The 16,645-nt window shown below is 63.6% G+C and carries 14 protein-coding genes and 1 pseudogene; 13 read left to right on the top strand and 2 right to left on the bottom strand.

Annotation, left to right across the window (positions count from 1 at the left end; all coding sequences use genetic code 11):
• The first annotated feature begins 136 nt into the window (after window positions 1–136).
• The 5 genes from AWB82_RS28435 to AWB82_RS28415 all read left to right on the top strand — a co-directional run bounded on the left by AWB82_RS28435 (window position 137) and on the right by AWB82_RS28415 (window position 4,708).
• Entirely contained in the window at window positions 137–1,150 is a 1,014-nt protein-coding gene (locus AWB82_RS28435) for a YVTN family beta-propeller repeat protein (protein WP_096031468.1), read from the top strand.
• 81 nt (window positions 1,151–1,231) lie between these two features.
• Window positions 1,232–2,251 (top strand): sterol desaturase family protein, encoded by a 1,020-nt coding sequence (locus AWB82_RS28430; RefSeq protein WP_086972663.1) that lies wholly within the window; start codon window positions 1,232–1,234, stop codon window positions 2,249–2,251.
• 78 nt (window positions 2,252–2,329) lie between these two features.
• On the top strand, window positions 2,330–3,181 hold the full coding sequence (locus AWB82_RS28425; protein ID WP_086972662.1) for an EI24 domain-containing protein: 852 nt from the start codon (window positions 2,330–2,332) through the stop codon (window positions 3,179–3,181).
• Window positions 3,182–3,197: 16 nt separating this feature from the next.
• The gene (locus AWB82_RS28420; protein WP_086972661.1) at window positions 3,198–4,016 is read left to right on the top strand and encodes a competence/damage-inducible protein A; all 819 of its coding nucleotides are present in this window, start codon (window positions 3,198–3,200) and stop codon (window positions 4,014–4,016) included.
• The gene (locus AWB82_RS28415) at window positions 4,013–4,708 is read left to right on the top strand and encodes a copper homeostasis protein CutC (RefSeq protein WP_086972660.1); all 696 of its coding nucleotides are present in this window, start codon (window positions 4,013–4,015) and stop codon (window positions 4,706–4,708) included. The genes AWB82_RS28420 and AWB82_RS28415 overlap by 4 nt, the downstream gene beginning before the upstream one ends.
• Before the next feature lie 9 nt (window positions 4,709–4,717).
• Here the strand turns inward: AWB82_RS28415 and AWB82_RS28410 are convergent, their stop codons facing one another.
• Window positions 4,718–5,182 (bottom strand): rhodanese-like domain-containing protein, encoded by a 465-nt coding sequence (locus AWB82_RS28410; protein WP_086972659.1) that lies wholly within the window; start codon window positions 5,180–5,182, stop codon window positions 4,718–4,720.
• A 347-nt stretch (window positions 5,183–5,529) separates the two neighbouring features.
• Between AWB82_RS28410 and glnA the strand changes: the two genes are divergently transcribed.
• From glnA to ntrC, 3 genes are all read left to right on the top strand, one after another.
• Window positions 5,530–6,945 carry a type I glutamate--ammonia ligase gene (gene glnA, locus AWB82_RS28405; protein ID WP_086972658.1) on the top strand — a complete coding sequence of 472 codons (1,416 nt, stop codon included), beginning with the start codon at window positions 5,530–5,532 and terminating at the stop codon, window positions 6,943–6,945.
• Window positions 6,946–7,110: 165 nt separating this feature from the next.
• On the top strand, window positions 7,111–8,253 hold the full coding sequence (glnL, locus tag AWB82_RS28400; RefSeq protein ID WP_086972657.1) for a nitrogen regulation protein NR(II): 1,143 nt from the start codon (window positions 7,111–7,113) through the stop codon (window positions 8,251–8,253).
• Window positions 8,254–8,362: 109 nt separating this feature from the next.
• Complete coding sequence (gene ntrC, locus AWB82_RS28395) at window positions 8,363–9,853, top strand: nitrogen regulation protein NR(I) (RefSeq protein ID WP_086972656.1); 1,491 nt, start codon at window positions 8,363–8,365, stop codon at window positions 9,851–9,853.
• 15 nt (window positions 9,854–9,868) lie between these two features.
• On the opposite strand, the gene xth is transcribed toward ntrC, so the two are convergent.
• Window positions 9,869–10,651, bottom strand: a complete 783-nt coding sequence (gene xth / locus AWB82_RS28390) for an exodeoxyribonuclease III (RefSeq protein WP_086972655.1) — start codon at window positions 10,649–10,651, stop codon at window positions 9,869–9,871.
• A gap of 301 nt (window positions 10,652–10,952) precedes the next feature.
• Between xth and kdpF the strand changes: the two genes are divergently transcribed.
• The 5 genes and pseudogenes from kdpF to AWB82_RS28365 form a co-directional block, all read left to right on the top strand.
• Window positions 10,953–11,048 carry a K(+)-transporting ATPase subunit F gene (gene kdpF / locus AWB82_RS28385; RefSeq protein WP_061138515.1) on the top strand — a complete coding sequence of 32 codons (96 nt, stop codon included), beginning with the start codon at window positions 10,953–10,955 and terminating at the stop codon, window positions 11,046–11,048.
• Window positions 11,045–12,853: a potassium-transporting ATPase subunit KdpA gene (kdpA, locus tag AWB82_RS28380; protein WP_086972654.1), complete on the top strand. Its 1,809-nt coding sequence runs from the start codon at window positions 11,045–11,047 to the stop codon at window positions 12,851–12,853. Before kdpF ends, kdpA begins: the two co-directional genes overlap by 4 nt.
• 14 nt (window positions 12,854–12,867) lie before the next feature.
• On the top strand, window positions 12,868–14,997 hold the full coding sequence (kdpB, locus tag AWB82_RS28375; protein WP_086972691.1) for a potassium-transporting ATPase subunit KdpB: 2,130 nt from the start codon (window positions 12,868–12,870) through the stop codon (window positions 14,995–14,997).
• 5 nt (window positions 14,998–15,002) lie between these two features.
• Window positions 15,003–15,575, top strand: coding sequence for a potassium-transporting ATPase subunit KdpC (kdpC, locus tag AWB82_RS28370; RefSeq protein WP_086972690.1), 573 nt, complete (start codon window positions 15,003–15,005; stop codon window positions 15,573–15,575).
• Window positions 15,576–15,655: 80 nt separating this feature from the next.
• Window positions 15,656–16,645: pseudogene (locus AWB82_RS28365) on the top strand (two-component system sensor histidine kinase KdbD); the annotation flags it as partial.

Here is a 16,645-nt window from a genome sequence, read left to right as displayed (position 1 = left end):
GAGAGGGCTGAAAAGTCCGCCGGAGCCGGCCGTTTCTTGCGCCGACTCGGCGTGTTGCGCAAAAAGCCGCGCCTGGTCAACCCGCCGCGCGAGGCAAACGTTCTACAATGACGCCTGCCCTCCGAAGCCTAATTTCATGCGCAATATTTTCCGTTCCGGCCGTTTGCGTGCGATCACCGCACGCGCAGCCATCGCTACCGCCGCCGCGCTGGTCGCCTCCGCAGCACTCGCCAACAACGTCATCGTGCTCAACTCGGCGGAAGCCACGCTGAGCCTCATCGACGAAAACACGCATCAGGTCGTCGGCACCGTGCCGACGGGCAAAGAGCCGCATCATTTGATGCCGCTGCCGGACAACTCCTCGCTGATCGTCGCGAATTCGGTGTCGAACAACCTGATGTTCGTCGATCCGAAAACCGGCACGGTCCAGCGCTGGGTGCAGGACATCGAAGATCCGTATCAGATCGGCTTCTCGCCGGACAAAAAGTGGTTCGTGTCGACGGGCCTGCGGCTCGATCGCCTCGACATCTACCATTTCGACGGCAAGAACCTGAGCATTGCGAAGCGCCTGCCGCTCGCGACCATGCCGAGCCACATCGCGTTCACCAACGACAGCACGACGGCGTTCATCTCGCTGCAGGTGTCGGGCGAAGTCGCCGCGATCGACCTGGCGACGCAGACCGTGAAATGGAAGATGAAGGTCGGCAAGGTGCCGGCGGGCGTCTGGCTCACGCCGGGCGACAAGTATCTGCTCGTGGGCATGACCGGCGCGGACTACGTGGCCGTGGTCGACTGGCGCAACCAGAAGGTCGTCAAGACCATCACGACGGGCAAGGGCGCACACAACTTCCGCTCGATGGCCGACGGCAAGCACGTGCTGGTGTCGAACCGCGTGGCGAACACGATCAGCATCATCGACGAAGACTCGCTCACGAACGTCGGCGACATCACCGGTCTTCTGCCCGGCCCCGACGATATGGAACTTTCCGCCGACAAAAAGTATCTGTGGGTTACGTTCCGCTTCGCGAAGCACGTCGGCGTGATCGACCTGGCGAATCGTAAGCTGATCGAAACCATCAAGGTCGGCCGCTCGCCGCACGGCATCTACTTCTACAACCGCGCGCCGGTAACAGCGCCGAACGGGGCGTAAGCAAACGGGGCGCGCTTTCGCGCCCTGTACTACGATTGAGGTATGGCCGGACCCGGACGGCCGCAAGCACCACGGAGCACCATGTTTCATTCCATTCTTTCGTCGCTGGACGGTCTCGTTTCCTGGCTTCAGACGTTGCTCTACGTCGATGTCGTGCAGCCGCTGCTGTACCAGATCGGCCTGATGGACTACGACGAGGACACCTACGACGCGCTCTACTGGGTGATCGTCGGCGTGCTCGAAGTGCTCGCGATGTACGCGATCCTGCGCCCGCTCGAAGCCTTCCGCCCGGCCGAAACGTGGAAGGACCGCAAAGGCGTGCGCGTGGACGTGCTCTACACGTGGATCGTCAAGCTCGGCATCCTCAACCTGTTTTTCTTCTTCACGTTCCAGCCACTCTTCGATTCGATGCAGAGCTGGCTGCGCCTCCACAACGTGCCGAATCTGGAAATCGACAATCTGTGGCCGGGCGTCACGACGCAGCCGCTCGTCACGTTCGTCATCTATCTGCTCATTCTCGATCTGGCGGGTTATTGGTATCACCGCCTGGAGCACCGTATCGGCATCTGGTGGGAACTGCACGCGGTGCATCACAGCCAGCAGAAGATGTCGCTCTGGACGGACGACCGCAACCATTTGCTCGACGACATCCTTCAGGCGAGCTTTTTCGCGTGCGTCGCGCTCGTGATCGGCGTGGAGCCGTCGCAATTCGTCGTGCTCGTCGCTATTACCAATTTCATGCAGAGCGTTCAGCACGCGAACATCCGGCTGCACTTCGGCTGGCTGGGCGATCGGATCATCGTGAGTCCCGCGTTTCATCGCCGCCATCATGCGATCGGCTTCGGTCACGAAGGCACGACCTACGGCTGCAACTTCGGCGTGCTGTTTTCGTTCTGGGACATCCTGTTCCGCTCGGCCTCGTTCGACCGCACCGTCGAGCCGACCGGCATCCGCGACCAGCTCGCCGCGCCGGGCGTCAAGCCCGTCCATTACGGCGACGGCTTCATCGAGCAGCACTGGCTCGCGTTCAAGCGCATCGCCGCGCGTCTTTCCGCCCGCCGCGCGGGTTCGTCCGCTTCGGACAACTCGGCCGCCGTCTGAGCGTTTCCCACGAGACCGGCGCCCATGCGCGGCGCTGGTTTATCCTGTCGGTTCCTCTTTCTTTTCTACGAATTACGCATGAGTGACTTGCTGCGTTCTTTCGTGCGCGCGACGGCGAACGTCTTTCATCCGCGCATGCTCTGGCTGACGCTGATGCCTTTCGGCGTCGCCACCGTGCTCTGGGGCGCATTGCTCTGGTTCTTCTGGCAAACGCTCACCGGCGCCGCCAATAGTTGGCTCAGCGGCTGGGCGCTGACGTCGTGGATGTACCGTCTCTTCGATGCGGTCGGCTTTTCGTCGCTGCACGCGGTCATCGCGCCGTTTCTCGTCGTCATCATGACCGTGCCGCTGATCGTCGTGACGGTGCTGCTGCTCATCGCGACGCTGTCGATGCCCGGCGTCATCAAACTGCTCACGCGTCGGCCGAAAGGTCACTATTCGTCGCTGGAAGAGCGGCGCGGCGGCTCGTGGTACGGCAGTCTCGGGCATTCGGTCGTGACCACGGTCGTTTGTCTCGTGTTGCTCGTCATCACGCTGCCCTTATGGCTGATTCCGCCGTTCTTCGCATTGATTCCACCGCTCCTGTGGGGCTGGCTGACGTATCGCGTGATGACCTACGACGCGCTCGCGGTCCACGCGAGCGCGGACGAGCGCCGCGCGATAGTGCGCGACGCGCGCTGGCCGCTGCTTGCGATCGGCATCGTGAGCGGCCTGTTCAGTTCCGTGCCGACGATGCTCTGGGCATGGTCCGTATGGCTCTTGCCGCTGTTTCCGGTCGTCGCCGCCGTGACGATCTGGGCGTATGCGTTCATCCTCGTGTTTTCGGCGCTCTGGTTCGCGCATTACTGCCTGCACGCGCTCGAACGTCTGCGCGCGAGCGAGCCGCATTTTCCGGCGATCACGGTCGAATCCCGCGACGTTTCACTGTAAGAAGAAAGGGGCATTCATGGGCATTGGCGTCATCATCATCGGCGACGAAATCTTGTCCGGCCGCCGCACCGACAAGCATCTGCCGAAAATCATCGAATTGCTGAGCGCGCGCGGTCTGTCGCTCGACTGGGCCGAATACGTCGGCGACGATCCGGCTCGCATCACCGCGACGCTCGCGCGCACCTTCGCATCGGGCGATATCGTGTTTTCGACCGGCGGCATCGGCGCGACGCCCGACGATCACACGCGCCAATGCGCGGCGAAGGCGCTGGGCGTGCCGCTCGAACTGCATCCCGAGGCCGCGGAACTCATCCGCGCGCGCATTCGCGATACGGCGGCGCAGGCGGGCAAACCGGCCGATCTGGAATCGCCCGAGAACCTGCATCGGCTGAACATGGGCACGTTCCCGCGCGGGGCGGAAATCATCCCGAACAGCTACAACAGGATTCCGGGCTTTTCGTTCGGCGACCATCACTTCGTGCCGGGCTTCCCGGTCATGGCCTGGCCGATGATGGAATGGGTGCTCGACACGAAGTACGCGCATCTGCATCACGCGAGCCCGCATGTCGAGCGCTCGCTGCTGGTGTTCGGTCTGCCGGAATCGCGCATCACGCCGTTGATGGTCGCGATCGAGCGCGATTTCGACGGCGTGCGCGCGTTCAGCCTGCCGAGCGTCGGCGATGCCGCGCGCGGTTCGCTTTACGAGCGCGCGCACATCGATCTGGGCGTGAAAGGCGATCCGGAGAAGGCGAATGCGGCGTTCGAGGTGCTGCGCGAGGGCGTGATCGCGCTCGGCGGCGAAGTCGTGGAAGCACCGGCGGAGGAAACGAAGTGACGCTGCTGGAAGTCATCGCGACGACTGTCGCCGATGCGCGCGCTGCGGAGCGCGGCGGCGCGAACCGGCTGGAGCTGATCACGGCGATGGGCGAGGGCGGATTGACGCCGAGCATCGGCCTGATCGAATCGGTGATCGAGGCGGTCGCCATTCCTGTGAACGTGATCGTGCGGCCGCACAGCCGCTCGTTCGTCTACGATGCCGACGACTACGCGGTCATGCTGCGCGACGTGCGCGCGATCTCGAAGACGCGGGCGAACGCGATCGTCGTGGGGATGTTGCGCGCCGATGGTTCCGTCGACACGGACGGGCTCGCGCGCGCGATTGAAGCGGCCGATGGCTTGCAACTCACTTTCCACCGCGCTTTCGACGAAGCACGCGATCTGCTCGTCGCGTTCGATACGCTCCTGCAATTCGATGCCGTCACGAACGTGCTGACCTCGGGCGGCAAGCCTTCCGTGCTGGACGCCGAGGGCGCGATTGCGAAGCTCGTCGGAAAGGCGGCGGGAACGCGCTGCACGGTGCTCGCGGGCGCTGGATTAACGGTCGATGCCGTTGCGCCGTTCGTCGCTTCCACGGGCGTGCGCGCGGTGCATTTCGGCTCGGGCGTGCGTGTCGATGGAAAGGGGCTGGCGCCTGTCGATGAAGCGAGAGTGAGGCGCGCGCGGACGTTGCTCGATGCACGAGCCTGAGCGAACCGCTCAAGCCCCAATCCAAGGCAGCTTGCGAAAACACCATCCCGATACCGTTTTCCGATGCCCCTGCCCATCCTTGTCGCCTTCGAAGCCTTCGAGCAGGTCATACGCCTGCGCGTAGCCTTCCTTCTGCGCCGCGACGGCCGCGAGCTTCGAGCGCGCGGCGCTGCGGCACAAAAACACGACAGGCGTATCCGGGGTGGCGACCTGCCGCAATTGTTCGATAAACTCGGCGTTCGGCACGGAGCCGGGATAGCGAATCCATTCGATATGCGCGTACTGCGCGCCGTCGATGGCGGGGCGGCCGACCCAGTCGAGCTCGGCGCGTGTGCGAACATCGACGAGGCGTGCGCGCGGGTCGAGCTGCAGCAATTCGAAGGCTTCGGCCGGTGAGAGTGCGCCCGCATAGGTCAGGTTATTTTCGGCGGCGCGTTTGCCGGCCTGGGCATATAACTGTTCGAGCGTGCTCATGGCGTCTGGGTCTCCGTTAAGCCTAAAGAATCATTCTAGCGTGGCGAATGGCAGAAACGCCGCGCGCGAAACTGGTGCAAAGTCTGACGAATGCACTATAAAAGTGCCTGAGCAATACCGAACAAACTGGCTCGCACCGAATTGGTGCGAGCCACGCAAGCGACCAAGCAACAGCCGCAACCAAAAGCGAAGTTGTTTCACCCAAAACGCGCGCTGCTTCAAGCGCTTAGCGCAAAGATGGTGCGCTTGGCACGGAAGCTGCTTTTCCATCCTCGATTGGATCGATGTACAGGATTGGTCGGGGCGGCGGAGCGATTCGCCGACTTTTGTTAATCAGGAGATAGGTAATGAGTAAATCCGTGGCCGACGTCATGCAACTCGTCAAGGACGAGGACGTCAAGTTCGTCGACTTCCGCTTCACCGACACGCGCGGCAAAGAACAACACGTTTCGGTGCCGGTCTCGGCATTCGACGAAGACAAATTTGAAAGCGGCCACGCTTTCGACGGTTCGTCCATCGCAGGCTGGAAGGGCATCGAGGCGTCGGACATGCTGCTCGTGCCGGACGCGGACACCGCGTTCATCGACCCGTTCTACGAAGAATCGACGCTTGTGCTGACCTGCGACGTGGTCGAGCCGGCTGACGGCAAGGGCTACGAACGCGACCCGCGTTCCCTCGCGCGACGCGCCGAAGCGTATCTCAAGAACTCGGGCCTGGGCGACACCGCTTTCTTCGGTCCGGAGCCGGAATTCTTCATTTTCGACTCGGTGCAGTGGAACACGGACCAGTCGGGAACGTTCCTGAAGATCGGTTCGGAAGAGGCACCGTGGTCATCAGCGAAGGAATTCGAAGGCGGCAACACCGGCCACCGTCCGGGCACGAAGGGCGGCTACTTCCCGGTCGCGCCTGTCGACCAGTTCCAGGACATCCGCTCGGAAATGTGTCTGCTGCTCGAACAGATCGGCATTCCGGTCGAAGTGCACCACCACGAAGTGGCGGGCCAGGGCCAGAACGAAATCGGCACCAAGTTCTCGACGCTGGTTCAGCGCGCGGACTGGCTGCAGCAGATGAAGTACATCATCCATAACGTGGCGCACACGTACGGCAAGACGGCGACGTTCATGCCGAAGCCGATCGTCGGCGACAACGGTTCGGGCATGCACGTCCACCAGTCGATCTGGAAGGACGGTCAGAACCTGTTCGCGGGCAACGGCTACGCAGGACTGTCGGAATTCGCGCTGTTCTACATCGGCGGCATCATCAAGCATGCGCGCGCGCTGAACGCGATCACGAACCCGGGTACGAACTCGTACAAGCGTCTCGTGCCGCACTTCGAAGCGCCCGTGAAGCTGGCTTACTCGGCTCGCAACCGTTCGGCATCGATCCGTATTCCGCACGTCTCGAACCCGAAGGGCCGCCGTATCGAAACGCGTTTCCCGGATCCGCTGGCGAACCCGTACCTGTGCTTTTCCGCGCTGATGATGGCGGGTCTCGACGGCGTGCAGAACAAGATTCATCCGGGCGAAGCCGCGGACAAGAATCTGTACGATCTGCCGCCGGAAGAAGACAAGAAGATCCCGACCGTGTGCGCGGGCCTCGACCAGGCACTCGACGCGCTCGACGCGGATCGCGAGTTCCTGACGCGCGGCGGCGTGTTCACGGATTCGATGCTCGACGCATACATCGAACTGAAGACCAACGAGCTGCAGCGTTATCGTCAGGCGGTGCATCCGATCGAGTTCGAGATGTACTACTCGTTGTAAGCAGCATGGTCGAAGCGCGTTTTGTCATGAGCAGTCCGATGAAGCGCGCGACGTGCGCTACGCAGTGAACCAAAGGGACGGCGCGCCGTCCCTTTTTTAATCGCTGCCGAGTGTCATGAAAACGAGAAGAAGATCGGTATCACGAACGACCTCATTGACTGCACGATGGTGCTCAAGAATCTGATCAAGGCGCGCAAAGGCCACGCCGACGCGCTCTCCGACGACACGCAACTGGCGGCGAGCGGACTGCTGCCGGGCTTCGAGGCGCTGCCCACGAACGTGCTCGTTCTGGACATGCGCAATCTCAGGATTGCATACGCGAACCCTTCGGCCGAAGCCATGCTGGAGATGTCGCGCAAGCAGTTGACGCAGACGAACTGGCCGGAGCTTTTCGCGAACGCGGACGAACTGGCGACCACGATCGCGTCGATTGCCGAGAATCGCTTCAACGCGACGCGGCTCGATGCGGTGCTCGAACGGCAAAATCGCGAGCCGGTGCATGTGCACGCGATCGTCGGCTATCTCGAAGCGGCGCCCGATTACGTGCTGCTCGAACTCTTCGAGAACGAGCGCCATCTGCGCACGGACCGCGAAGAGCGCATCCACGATCTCACCGCCGTCAACAAGCAACTCATCCGCAATCTCGCGCACGAGATCAAGAATCCGCTCGGCGGCATTCGCGGCGCGGCGCAGTTGCTCGAATTCGAGCTGGGCGCGCGCGAACGCGACGAGCTGCGCGAATACACGCAGGTCATCATCAAGGAATCGGATCGCTTGCAGACGCTCGTCGATCGCTTGCTGGAGCCGCACCGGCATCCGCATATCGTCGGCGACGTGAACATCCACGAAGTCTGCGAGCGCGTGCGCGCGGTGATTCTCGCGGAGTTTCCGCGCGGCCTCACGATCGAGCGCGACTACGACGTGAGCGTGCCCGACTTGCGCGGCGACAAGGAACAGTTGATTCAGGCGCTGCTGAACGTCGTGCGCAACGCGGCCGAAGCGCTTAAGGAACGCATTTCACAAGGCGACGCGAAGATCGAGTTGCGCACGCGCATCGCGCGCAAGGTGACGATCGGCAAAAAGCTGCACAAACTGGCATTGGACTTGCATATCACTGACAACGGTCCGGGCATCCCCAGCGAAATCCGCGACCGGATTTTCTTCCCGCTCGTTTCGGGCAGGGAAGACGGCAGCGGTCTCGGCCTCACGCTCGCGCAGTCGTTCGTGCATCAGCACGATGGCTTGATCGAAGTGGAGAGCCGGCCCGGCTGCACCGAATTCGCCATCTTGTTGCCGTTTGGGAGTTGATCACGATCGACCAGCGACTTCACGCCATGCACGTGACACATCGGGCCGCACAGCCCGACCGTTTCGACGGGCTCACACCGAACCACACGAAGACTTCTCGCCGAACGATATGAAGCCGATCTGGATAGTAGACGACGACCAATCCATCCGCTGGGTGCTGGAAAAAGCGCTCGCACGAGAAAACTTCACGACGCGCAGCTTCTCCGGCGTGCGCGACGCGCTCGCCGCGCTCGAGGGAGAGAGCCCGCAAGTGCTCGTCTCGGACATCCGCATGCCGGGCGGCTCCGGGCTGGAGCTGCTGCAGACCGTGCGCGACCGCTTGCCGGGCTTGCCCGTCATCATCATGACGGCGTTCTCGGATCTGGACAGCGCGGTTGCCGCATTTCAGGGCGGCGCGTTCGAATACCTCGCCAAGCCGTTCGATGTCGACAAGGCCGTGGAGTTGATCCGCCGCGCCGTCGACGAAAGCATGCGCGGCGAAGCAGCGATCGACGAGCGCGTGACCGAGACGCCCGAGATGCTCGGCCAGGCGCCCGCGATGCAGGACATGTTCCGCGCGATCGGCCGCCTGTCGCATTCGGCGGCGACCGTGCTCATCACGGGCGAATCAGGCACCGGAAAGGAGCTTGTTGCGCGCGCCTTGCACCGACATAGCCCACGCGCGAACGGGCCGTTCATCGCCCTGAACACGGCGGCGATTCCGAAGGATCTGCTGGAGTCCGAACTGTTCGGCCACGAGCGCGGCGCGTTCACCGGCGCGCAGGCGATGCGTCAGGGCCGCTTCGAGCAGGCGGAGAACGGCACGCTCTTTCTCGATGAAATCGGCGACATGCCATTCGACCTGCAGACGCGTCTGTTGCGCGTGCTGTCGGACGGGCAGTTTTATCGCGTGGGCGGGCACAATCCGCTCAAGGCGAACGTGCGCGTGATCGCGGCGACGCATCAGAATCTCGAATCGCGCGTGCGGCAAGGCCTGTTTCGCGAGGACTTGTATCACCGGCTGAATGTGATTCGCCTGCGTCTGCCGGCGTTGCGCGAGCGCAGCGAGGATATTCCGCTACTCACGCGACACTTCTTGCAGAAAAGCGCCCGCGATCTGGGCGTCGAACCCAAGCGCGTGTCGGACGATGCGCTTGCGTACCTCGCGTCGCTACCGTTTCCCGGCAACGTGCGTCAACTCGAAAACCTGTGCAACTGGCTCACGGTGATGGCGCCCGCGCAGGTGATCGAGCAGAAGGATCTGCCGCCCGATCTCACGTCGCGTCAGGACGTCAGCGCGGAGAGTTTCGCCGTATCGACGGATGGCGCGGTCGCGGCGCTTCCGAATTCGGTCAACGGCGTGGCGTCCGCACCGATCGCGGCGGCGCCGGCCGGCGTTGCGGCGAGCGTGTGGGAAAACGGCTTGCGAACGGAAGTGGCGCGTCTGTTGCGCGAGAATTCCGCCGATGTCATGGACGAACTCGCGCGCCGTTTCGAAGCCGCGGTGATCCGCGAGGCGCTCGACTTCACGCGCGGGCGCAAGGTGGAGGCGGCGGAGCGTCTGGGTATCGGCCGCAATACGATCACGCGCAAGATTCAGGAGTTGCATCTCGACGCGTGAGCGTCTCTGGCGGGATTAGCCGATCGTCGCGATCACGGGCGCGTGGTCCGACGGTTGGTCCCACTTGCGCGGCACCTTGTCGACTTCGCATGACGTGCAGCGCGCAGCCAGTTCCGCCGACAACAGAATGTGGTCGATGCGCAGCCCCGCGTTGCGCCGAAACGCCAGCATCCGATAATCCCACCACGTAAAGAGCTTCTCGGGCTGCTCGAACTTGCGGAAGGCATCGGTCAGGCCGAGATCGACGAGTTGCGCGAAGTGCGCGCGCTCTTCGGGCGACACGAGGTTCTGGCCTTCCCACGCTTTCGGATCGTGCACGTCGCGGTCTTCCGGCGCGATGTTGTAATCGCCCAGTAGCGCGAGTTGCGGGTGACGCGCCATGTCCTCGCGCAGCCATTCGCGCAATGCATCCAGCCAGCGCATCTTGTAGGCGAATTTCTCGGAGCCGGGCGCCTGTCCGTTCGGAAAATACGCAGAGACGATGCGCACGCCGTCGATCGTCGCGGCGATCACGCGCTGCTGCAGATCTTCAAACCCCGGGATGTTGCGCACGACGCTGATTTCATCGACTTCGAAGCCCGCGTCGGCGCGCACCAGAATGCCGACGCCGTTGTACGTCTTCTGTCCGGCGAACCAGCTTTTGTAGCCCGCGGCTTCGAGGTCGGCGCGGGGAAATTTCTCGTCGGGGAGCTTCAGTTCCTGAAGGCACAGTACGTCGACGCCCGAGAGCGCGAGCCAGTCGATGACGTGCTGCTGGCGGACTTTGAGGGAATTGACGTTCCAGGTGGCGATTTTCATGAATGCCTGTCTTCTTCGTAAAGCGCGGCCGTGCGCTGAAGGCTCGATTCTATCGGAGCGGCGCGCCTAGTTCCGCTTAGCGGCATCCCGCGTCTTTACACGATTTTTACACCCCGCCTCCGACTCTTTTCCCGCCCTTTACGTCCATTTCCTTAATCTCCACCCTGTCCTGAACCGCACAAGGGGAGAACACCAAAATGGACTTTATTTACCTCGCCGGCATCGTCCTGTTCTGGGGACTTTGCGTGGCGCTTACGCGCGGCTGCGAGCGACTGAGCCGCCGCGCGACGGGAGGCCGTCCATGAGCGCCTGGATGATGTGGCTCGCGGCGGCTTCCACGCTGCTGCTCTTCGTGTATCTCGTGTACGCGCTTTTGCGTGCGGAGGATCTCGAATGAACGCCAACACGTTTATGCAGACGGCGATTTTCATCGTCGTGCTGATTGCGCTGGCCATTCCGCTCGGCCGCTATATCTCAAACGTGCTCGATGGATCGTCCGTCGTCGTGCGCAGGATCGGCCGGCCGGTCGAATCGATGCTCTATCGCATCGCCGGCGTCGATCCCGAATCCGAGATGTCATGGAAGCATTACGCGCTGGCCGTGATCCTCTTCAACGTGCTCGGCGCACTGGTTTTGTACGCGCTGCTGCGTCTGCAAGGCGTATTGCCGGCCAATCCGCAAGGCATGGCCGGCATGACGCCCGATGCCGCGTTCAACACCGCCATCAGCTTCGTGACCAACACGAACTGGCAGGACTACGGCGGCGAAAGCACGCTCGGCTATCTCGCGCAAATGCTCGGGCTCACCGTGCAGAACTTCCTGTCGGCGGCGACGGGCATCGCGGTCGTCATCGCGCTGATTCGCGGCTTCAAGCGGCATAGCGCGAAGACCATCGGCAACTTCTGGGTCGATCTCACGCGCACGACGTTGTATATCCTCGCGCCGCTCGCCGTGGTGTTCGCGCTCGTCTTCGTGAGTCAGGGCGCGATCCAGAACTTCAAGGCGTATCAGGACGTGTCGACGCTGCAAGTCACGACGTATCAGACGCCGAAGACGGACGCGCAAGGCAACGCCGTGAAGGACGCCCAAGGCAATCCGGTGATGCAGGACGTGAAGGCCGACAAGCAGACGCTGCCGATGGGCCCGGTCGCCTCGCAGGAAGCGATCAAGATGCTTGGCACTAACGGCGGCGGCTTCTTCAACGCGAACTCGGCGCATCCGTACGAGAACCCGACGCCGTTCTCGAACTTCATGCAGATGCTCGCCATGCTCGTCATTCCGGCGGCGTTGTGCGTCGTGTTCGGGCGCACGATAGGCGACAAGCGCCAGGGCTATGCCGTGCTCGCGGCGATGACCATCGCGTTCGCGGCCGCGTGCGTCGGCGAGATTTCGGCGGAGCAGGCGGGCAATCCGCTCTTCGCGTCGCTGCACGTCGATACGAAGGCGTCCGCGTTGCAGGCGGGCGGCAACATGGAAGGCAAGGAAACGCGTCTGGGCATCGCGCAATCGGGCATCTTCACGGTCGCGACGACGGCCGCATCGTGCGGCGCGGTCTCCAACACGCACGATTCGCTGACGCCTTTGGGCGGCCTCGTGCCGATGCTCCTCATCCAGCTCGGCGAAGTGGTCTTCGGCGGCGTCGGCTCGGGTCTGTACGGCATGCTCGTCTTCGCGCTGCTTGCGGTGTTTATCGCCGGTCTGATGATCGGACGCACGCCGGAGTACGTCGGCAAGAAGATCGAGTCGTTCGAGATGAAGATGGTGTCGATCGCGATCCTGCTCACGCCGCTCATCGTGCTCGCGGGCACGTCGATCGCCGTGCTCACGACGGCGGGCACCGCGGGCATCGCCAATCCGGGCGCGCACGGCTTCTCCGAAGTGCTTTACGCGTTCAGCTCCGCCGCCAACAACAACGGCAGCGCGTTCGCGGGCCTTTCGGTGAACACGCCGTTCTATAACGCGATGCTCGGCATTGCGATGTGGTTCGGCCGCTTCGGCTCGATCGTGCCGGTGCTCGCGATCGCGGGCTCGCTCGCGGCGAAGAAGCGTCTCGCCGTGACGGCCGGCACGCTGCCGACGCACGGTCCGCTCTTCGTGGTGCTCCTGCTCGGCACGCTCCTTCTGGTCGGTGCGCTCACCTACGTGCCCGCGCTCGCGCTCGGGCCCATCGTCGAGCACATCACGATGATCGCAGGCCATTGATTTCCGAGGACAGCATGAATCAAGAGAATCAAACGCCGCTGCACCGTCCCGACAATCTGGGGCAGGCACGCACGGCCGTACGCTCGATGTTCGATCCGGCGCTCGTTACGCCGGCGATCGTCGATTCGTTCAGGAAGCTCGGGCCGCGCACGCAATTGCGCAATCCGGTGATGTTCTGCGTGTACGTCGGCAGCATTCTGACGACGGTGCTCTGGATCGCCGCGCTCGCGGGCCAGGCCGAAGCGCCCGCGGGTTTCATCCTCGCGATCGCGCTGTGGCTGTGGTTCACGGTGCTCTTCGCGAACTTCGCCGAAGCGCTCGCGGAAGGGCGTTCGAAGGCGCAGGCGGCATCGCTGCGCAGCGCGAAGCACAACGTGATGGCGAAGAAGCTCAACGAGCCGCATCCGAAGTCGCCGATCCGCATCACGACGTCCACCGATCTGCGTAAAAACGATGTCGTGCTCGTCGAAGCGGGCGACGTGATTCCCGCCGATGGCGACGTGATCGAAGGCGTCGCCTCGGTCGACGAATCCGCGATCACGGGCGAATCCGCGCCGGTGATCCGCGAGTCGGGCGGCGACTTCTCGTCGGTGACGGGCGGCACGCGCGTGCTCTCGGACTGGATCGTCGTGCGCGTATCGGTGAATCCGGGCGAGGCGTTTCTCGACCGCATGATCGCGATGGTCGAAGGCGCGAAGCGTCAGAAGACGCCGAACGAAATCGCGCTGACGATTCTGCTCGTCGCGCTGACGCTCGTCTTGCTCTTCGCGACCGCGACGCTGCTGCCGTTCTCGATGTTTTCCGTCGATGCCGCGAAGCAGGGCCACGTCGTCACGATCACCGCGCTCGTTGCGCTGCTCGTGTGCCTGATTCCGACGACCATCGGCGGGCTGCTTTCGGCGATCGGCGTCGCGGGCATGAGCCGCATGATGCAGGCGAACGTGATCGCGACGTCGGGCCGCGCGGTCGAAGCGGCCGGCGACGTCGACGTGCTGCTGCTCGACAAGACCGGCACGATCACGCTCGGCAATCGTCAGGCGTCGATGTTCGTGGCGGCGCCGGGCATCGCGGAGCGCGATCTCGCGGACGCGGCGCAACTCGCATCGCTCGCCGATGAAACGCCGGAAGGCCGCAGCATCGTCGTGCTGGCGAAGCAGCGCTTCAACATCCGCGAGCGCGACATGGCGACGCTGCACGCGACCTTCCTCGCGTTTAGCGCGCAGACGCGCATGAGCGGCGTGGACTTGCCCGGGCGCGAGATTCGCAAGGGTTCCGCCGACGCCGTGAAGCGCTATATCGAGGAGCGCGGCGGACGCTTCCCGCAGGAAGTGCAGAACGCGGTTGACGAGGTCGCGCGCCGCGGCAGCACGCCGCTCGTCGTCGCCGAACGCGTGAACGATGCGACGCGCGCGCTGGGCGTGATCGAGCTGAAGGACATCGTGAAGGGCGGCATCAAGGAGCGCTTCGCGGAACTGCGCAAGATGGGCATCAAGACGGTGATGGTGACGGGCGACAACCGCCTCACCGCCGCGGCGATCGCGGCGGAAGCGGGCGTCGACGACTTCCTCGCCGAAGCGACGCCCGAAGCGAAGCTGTCGACGATCCGCGCGCATCAGGCCGAGGGACGGCTCGTCGCGATGACGGGCGACGGCACCAACGACGCGCCCGCGCTCGCGCAGGCCGATGTCGCCGTGGCGATGAACACCGGCACGCAGGCCGCGAAGGAAGCGGGCAACATGGTCGATCTCGATTCGAACCCGACGAAGCTCATCGAGATCGTGGAGATCGGCAAGCAGATGTTGATGACGCGCGGCTCGCTGACGACGTTTTCCATCGCCAACGACGTCGCCAAGTACTTCGCGATCATCCCGGCCGCGTTCGCGACGACGTATCCGCAGTTGCGCGTGCTGGACGTGATGCATCTGGCGTCGCCGTCATCGGCGATTCTGTCGGCGGTGATCTTCAATGCGCTGATCATCGTGTTCCTGATTCCGCTTGCATTGAAGGGCGTGAAGTATCGCGCACTGGGCGCCGCGTCGCTGTTGCGCCGCAACCTGCTGATCTACGGGCTGGGCGGTCTTGTGTTGCCGTTCCCGTTCATCAAGCTCATCGATATGGTCATTACGGCCCTTGGCTGGAGTTGAACATCATGAAGAACTTATTGCGTCCCATGCTGGTGCTGTTCGTCGCGCTGACCGTCGTGACGGGCGTGGTGTATCCGGCGGTCGTCACCGCGATCGGACAGGCGGCGTTCCCGCATCGGGCGAACGGCAGTCTGATCGAGCTTGACGGCCGCGCGGTCGGCTCGGAGATCATCGGGCAGCAGTTCGATGCGCCTCGATACTTCTGGGGCCGTTTATCCGCGACGACGCCGAATCCGTATAACGCGGGCAGTTCGAGCGGCTCGAATCTCGGGCCGACCAACCCGGCGCTCGCGGATGAAATCAAGGCGCGCATTGCCGCCTTGCACGATGCCGATCCGGGCAACGGCGCGGCTGTTCCCGTCGACCTGGTGACGTCGTCGGGCAGCGGACTCGATCCGGAGATCAGTCCGGCGGCGGCCGCGTATCAGGTGGCGCGCGTGGCGAAAGCGCGAGGGATGCCGGCGGCGCAGGTCGAGGCGCTCGTCGCGCAGGTCACGAGCGGGCGGCAGTTTGGTCTCCTCGGAGAGCCCAGGGTGAATGTGCTTAAATTGAATCTCGCTTTGGATGCGGCGAAGTAGTGGCGGGTTCATCGAGTCGGCCGGGCTTCACGAAACCCCAGGCGAACGAAAACCCCCGAGCGCCAGCAAAAACCTGAACCATGCCCCGTCCAACACCCGACGAACTCCTCGACAAACTCCATCGCGAGGAAGAAAAACGCCAGCGCGGAAGGCTGAAGGTCTTCTTCGGCGCTTCCGCTGGCGTAGGCAAGACCTTCGCGATGCTGCAAGCCGCGCGCCGCCGCCGCGACGAGGGCGCGGAGACGGTCGTCGGCGTGATCGAAACGCACGGGCGCAAGGAAACGCTGGCGCTCGTCGAAGGCCTCGAAACGCTGCCGCCCGCGCGCATCGAATATCGTGGCCGTCTGCTCGCCGAATTCGATCTCGACGCCGCGCTCGCAAGAAAGCCGCAACTCATTCTCGTCGACGAACTCGCGCACTCGAACGTCCAGGGCTCGCGCCACATGAAGCGCTGGCAGGACGTGCAAGAACTGCTCGACGCGGGCATCGACGTTTATACGACCGTCAATGTCCAGCACCTCGAAAGCCTGAACGACATCGTTGGGCGCATCACCGGGATTCGCGTCTGGGAGACCGTGCCCGATCGCGTGTTCGATCTCGCCGATGAAGTCACGCTCGTCGATCTGCCGCCCGAGGAACTGCTCGACCGTCTGCGCGAAGGCAAGGTCTATTTGCCGACGCAGGCCGAGCACGCCGTGCGCAATTTCTTTCGCAAGGGCAATCTGATCGCGCTGCGCGAACTCGCGTTGCGCCGCACGGCGGACCGCGTCGATGCGCAGATGCGCGAGTACCGCGCCGATCAGTCGATCGAACGCATCTGGCGCGCGCGCGAACGGCTGATCGCGTGCATCGGGCCGGGACCGGAGAGCGCGACGCTCGTGCGCGCGGCCGCGCGGCTCGCCGCGGCGCTCAAGGCCGACTGGCTCGCGGTGTACGTCGAAACGCCGAAGTTGCAGCGTCTCTCCGACGACCAGCGCCGCCGCACGCTCGACGCGCTCAAGCTCGCCTCCGAACTCGGCGCGGAAACCGTCACGCTCGATGGCGCCGATGCGGCCGCGACGCTCATCGAC

It is taken from the genome of Caballeronia glebae, from assembly GCF_001545035.1.
GTDB classification, from domain to species: Bacteria; Pseudomonadota; Gammaproteobacteria; order Burkholderiales; family Burkholderiaceae; genus Caballeronia; species Caballeronia glebae.
The sequence above is the reverse complement of the archived record's forward strand: the minus strand, read 5'-3'. Positions and strand labels throughout refer to the sequence as shown.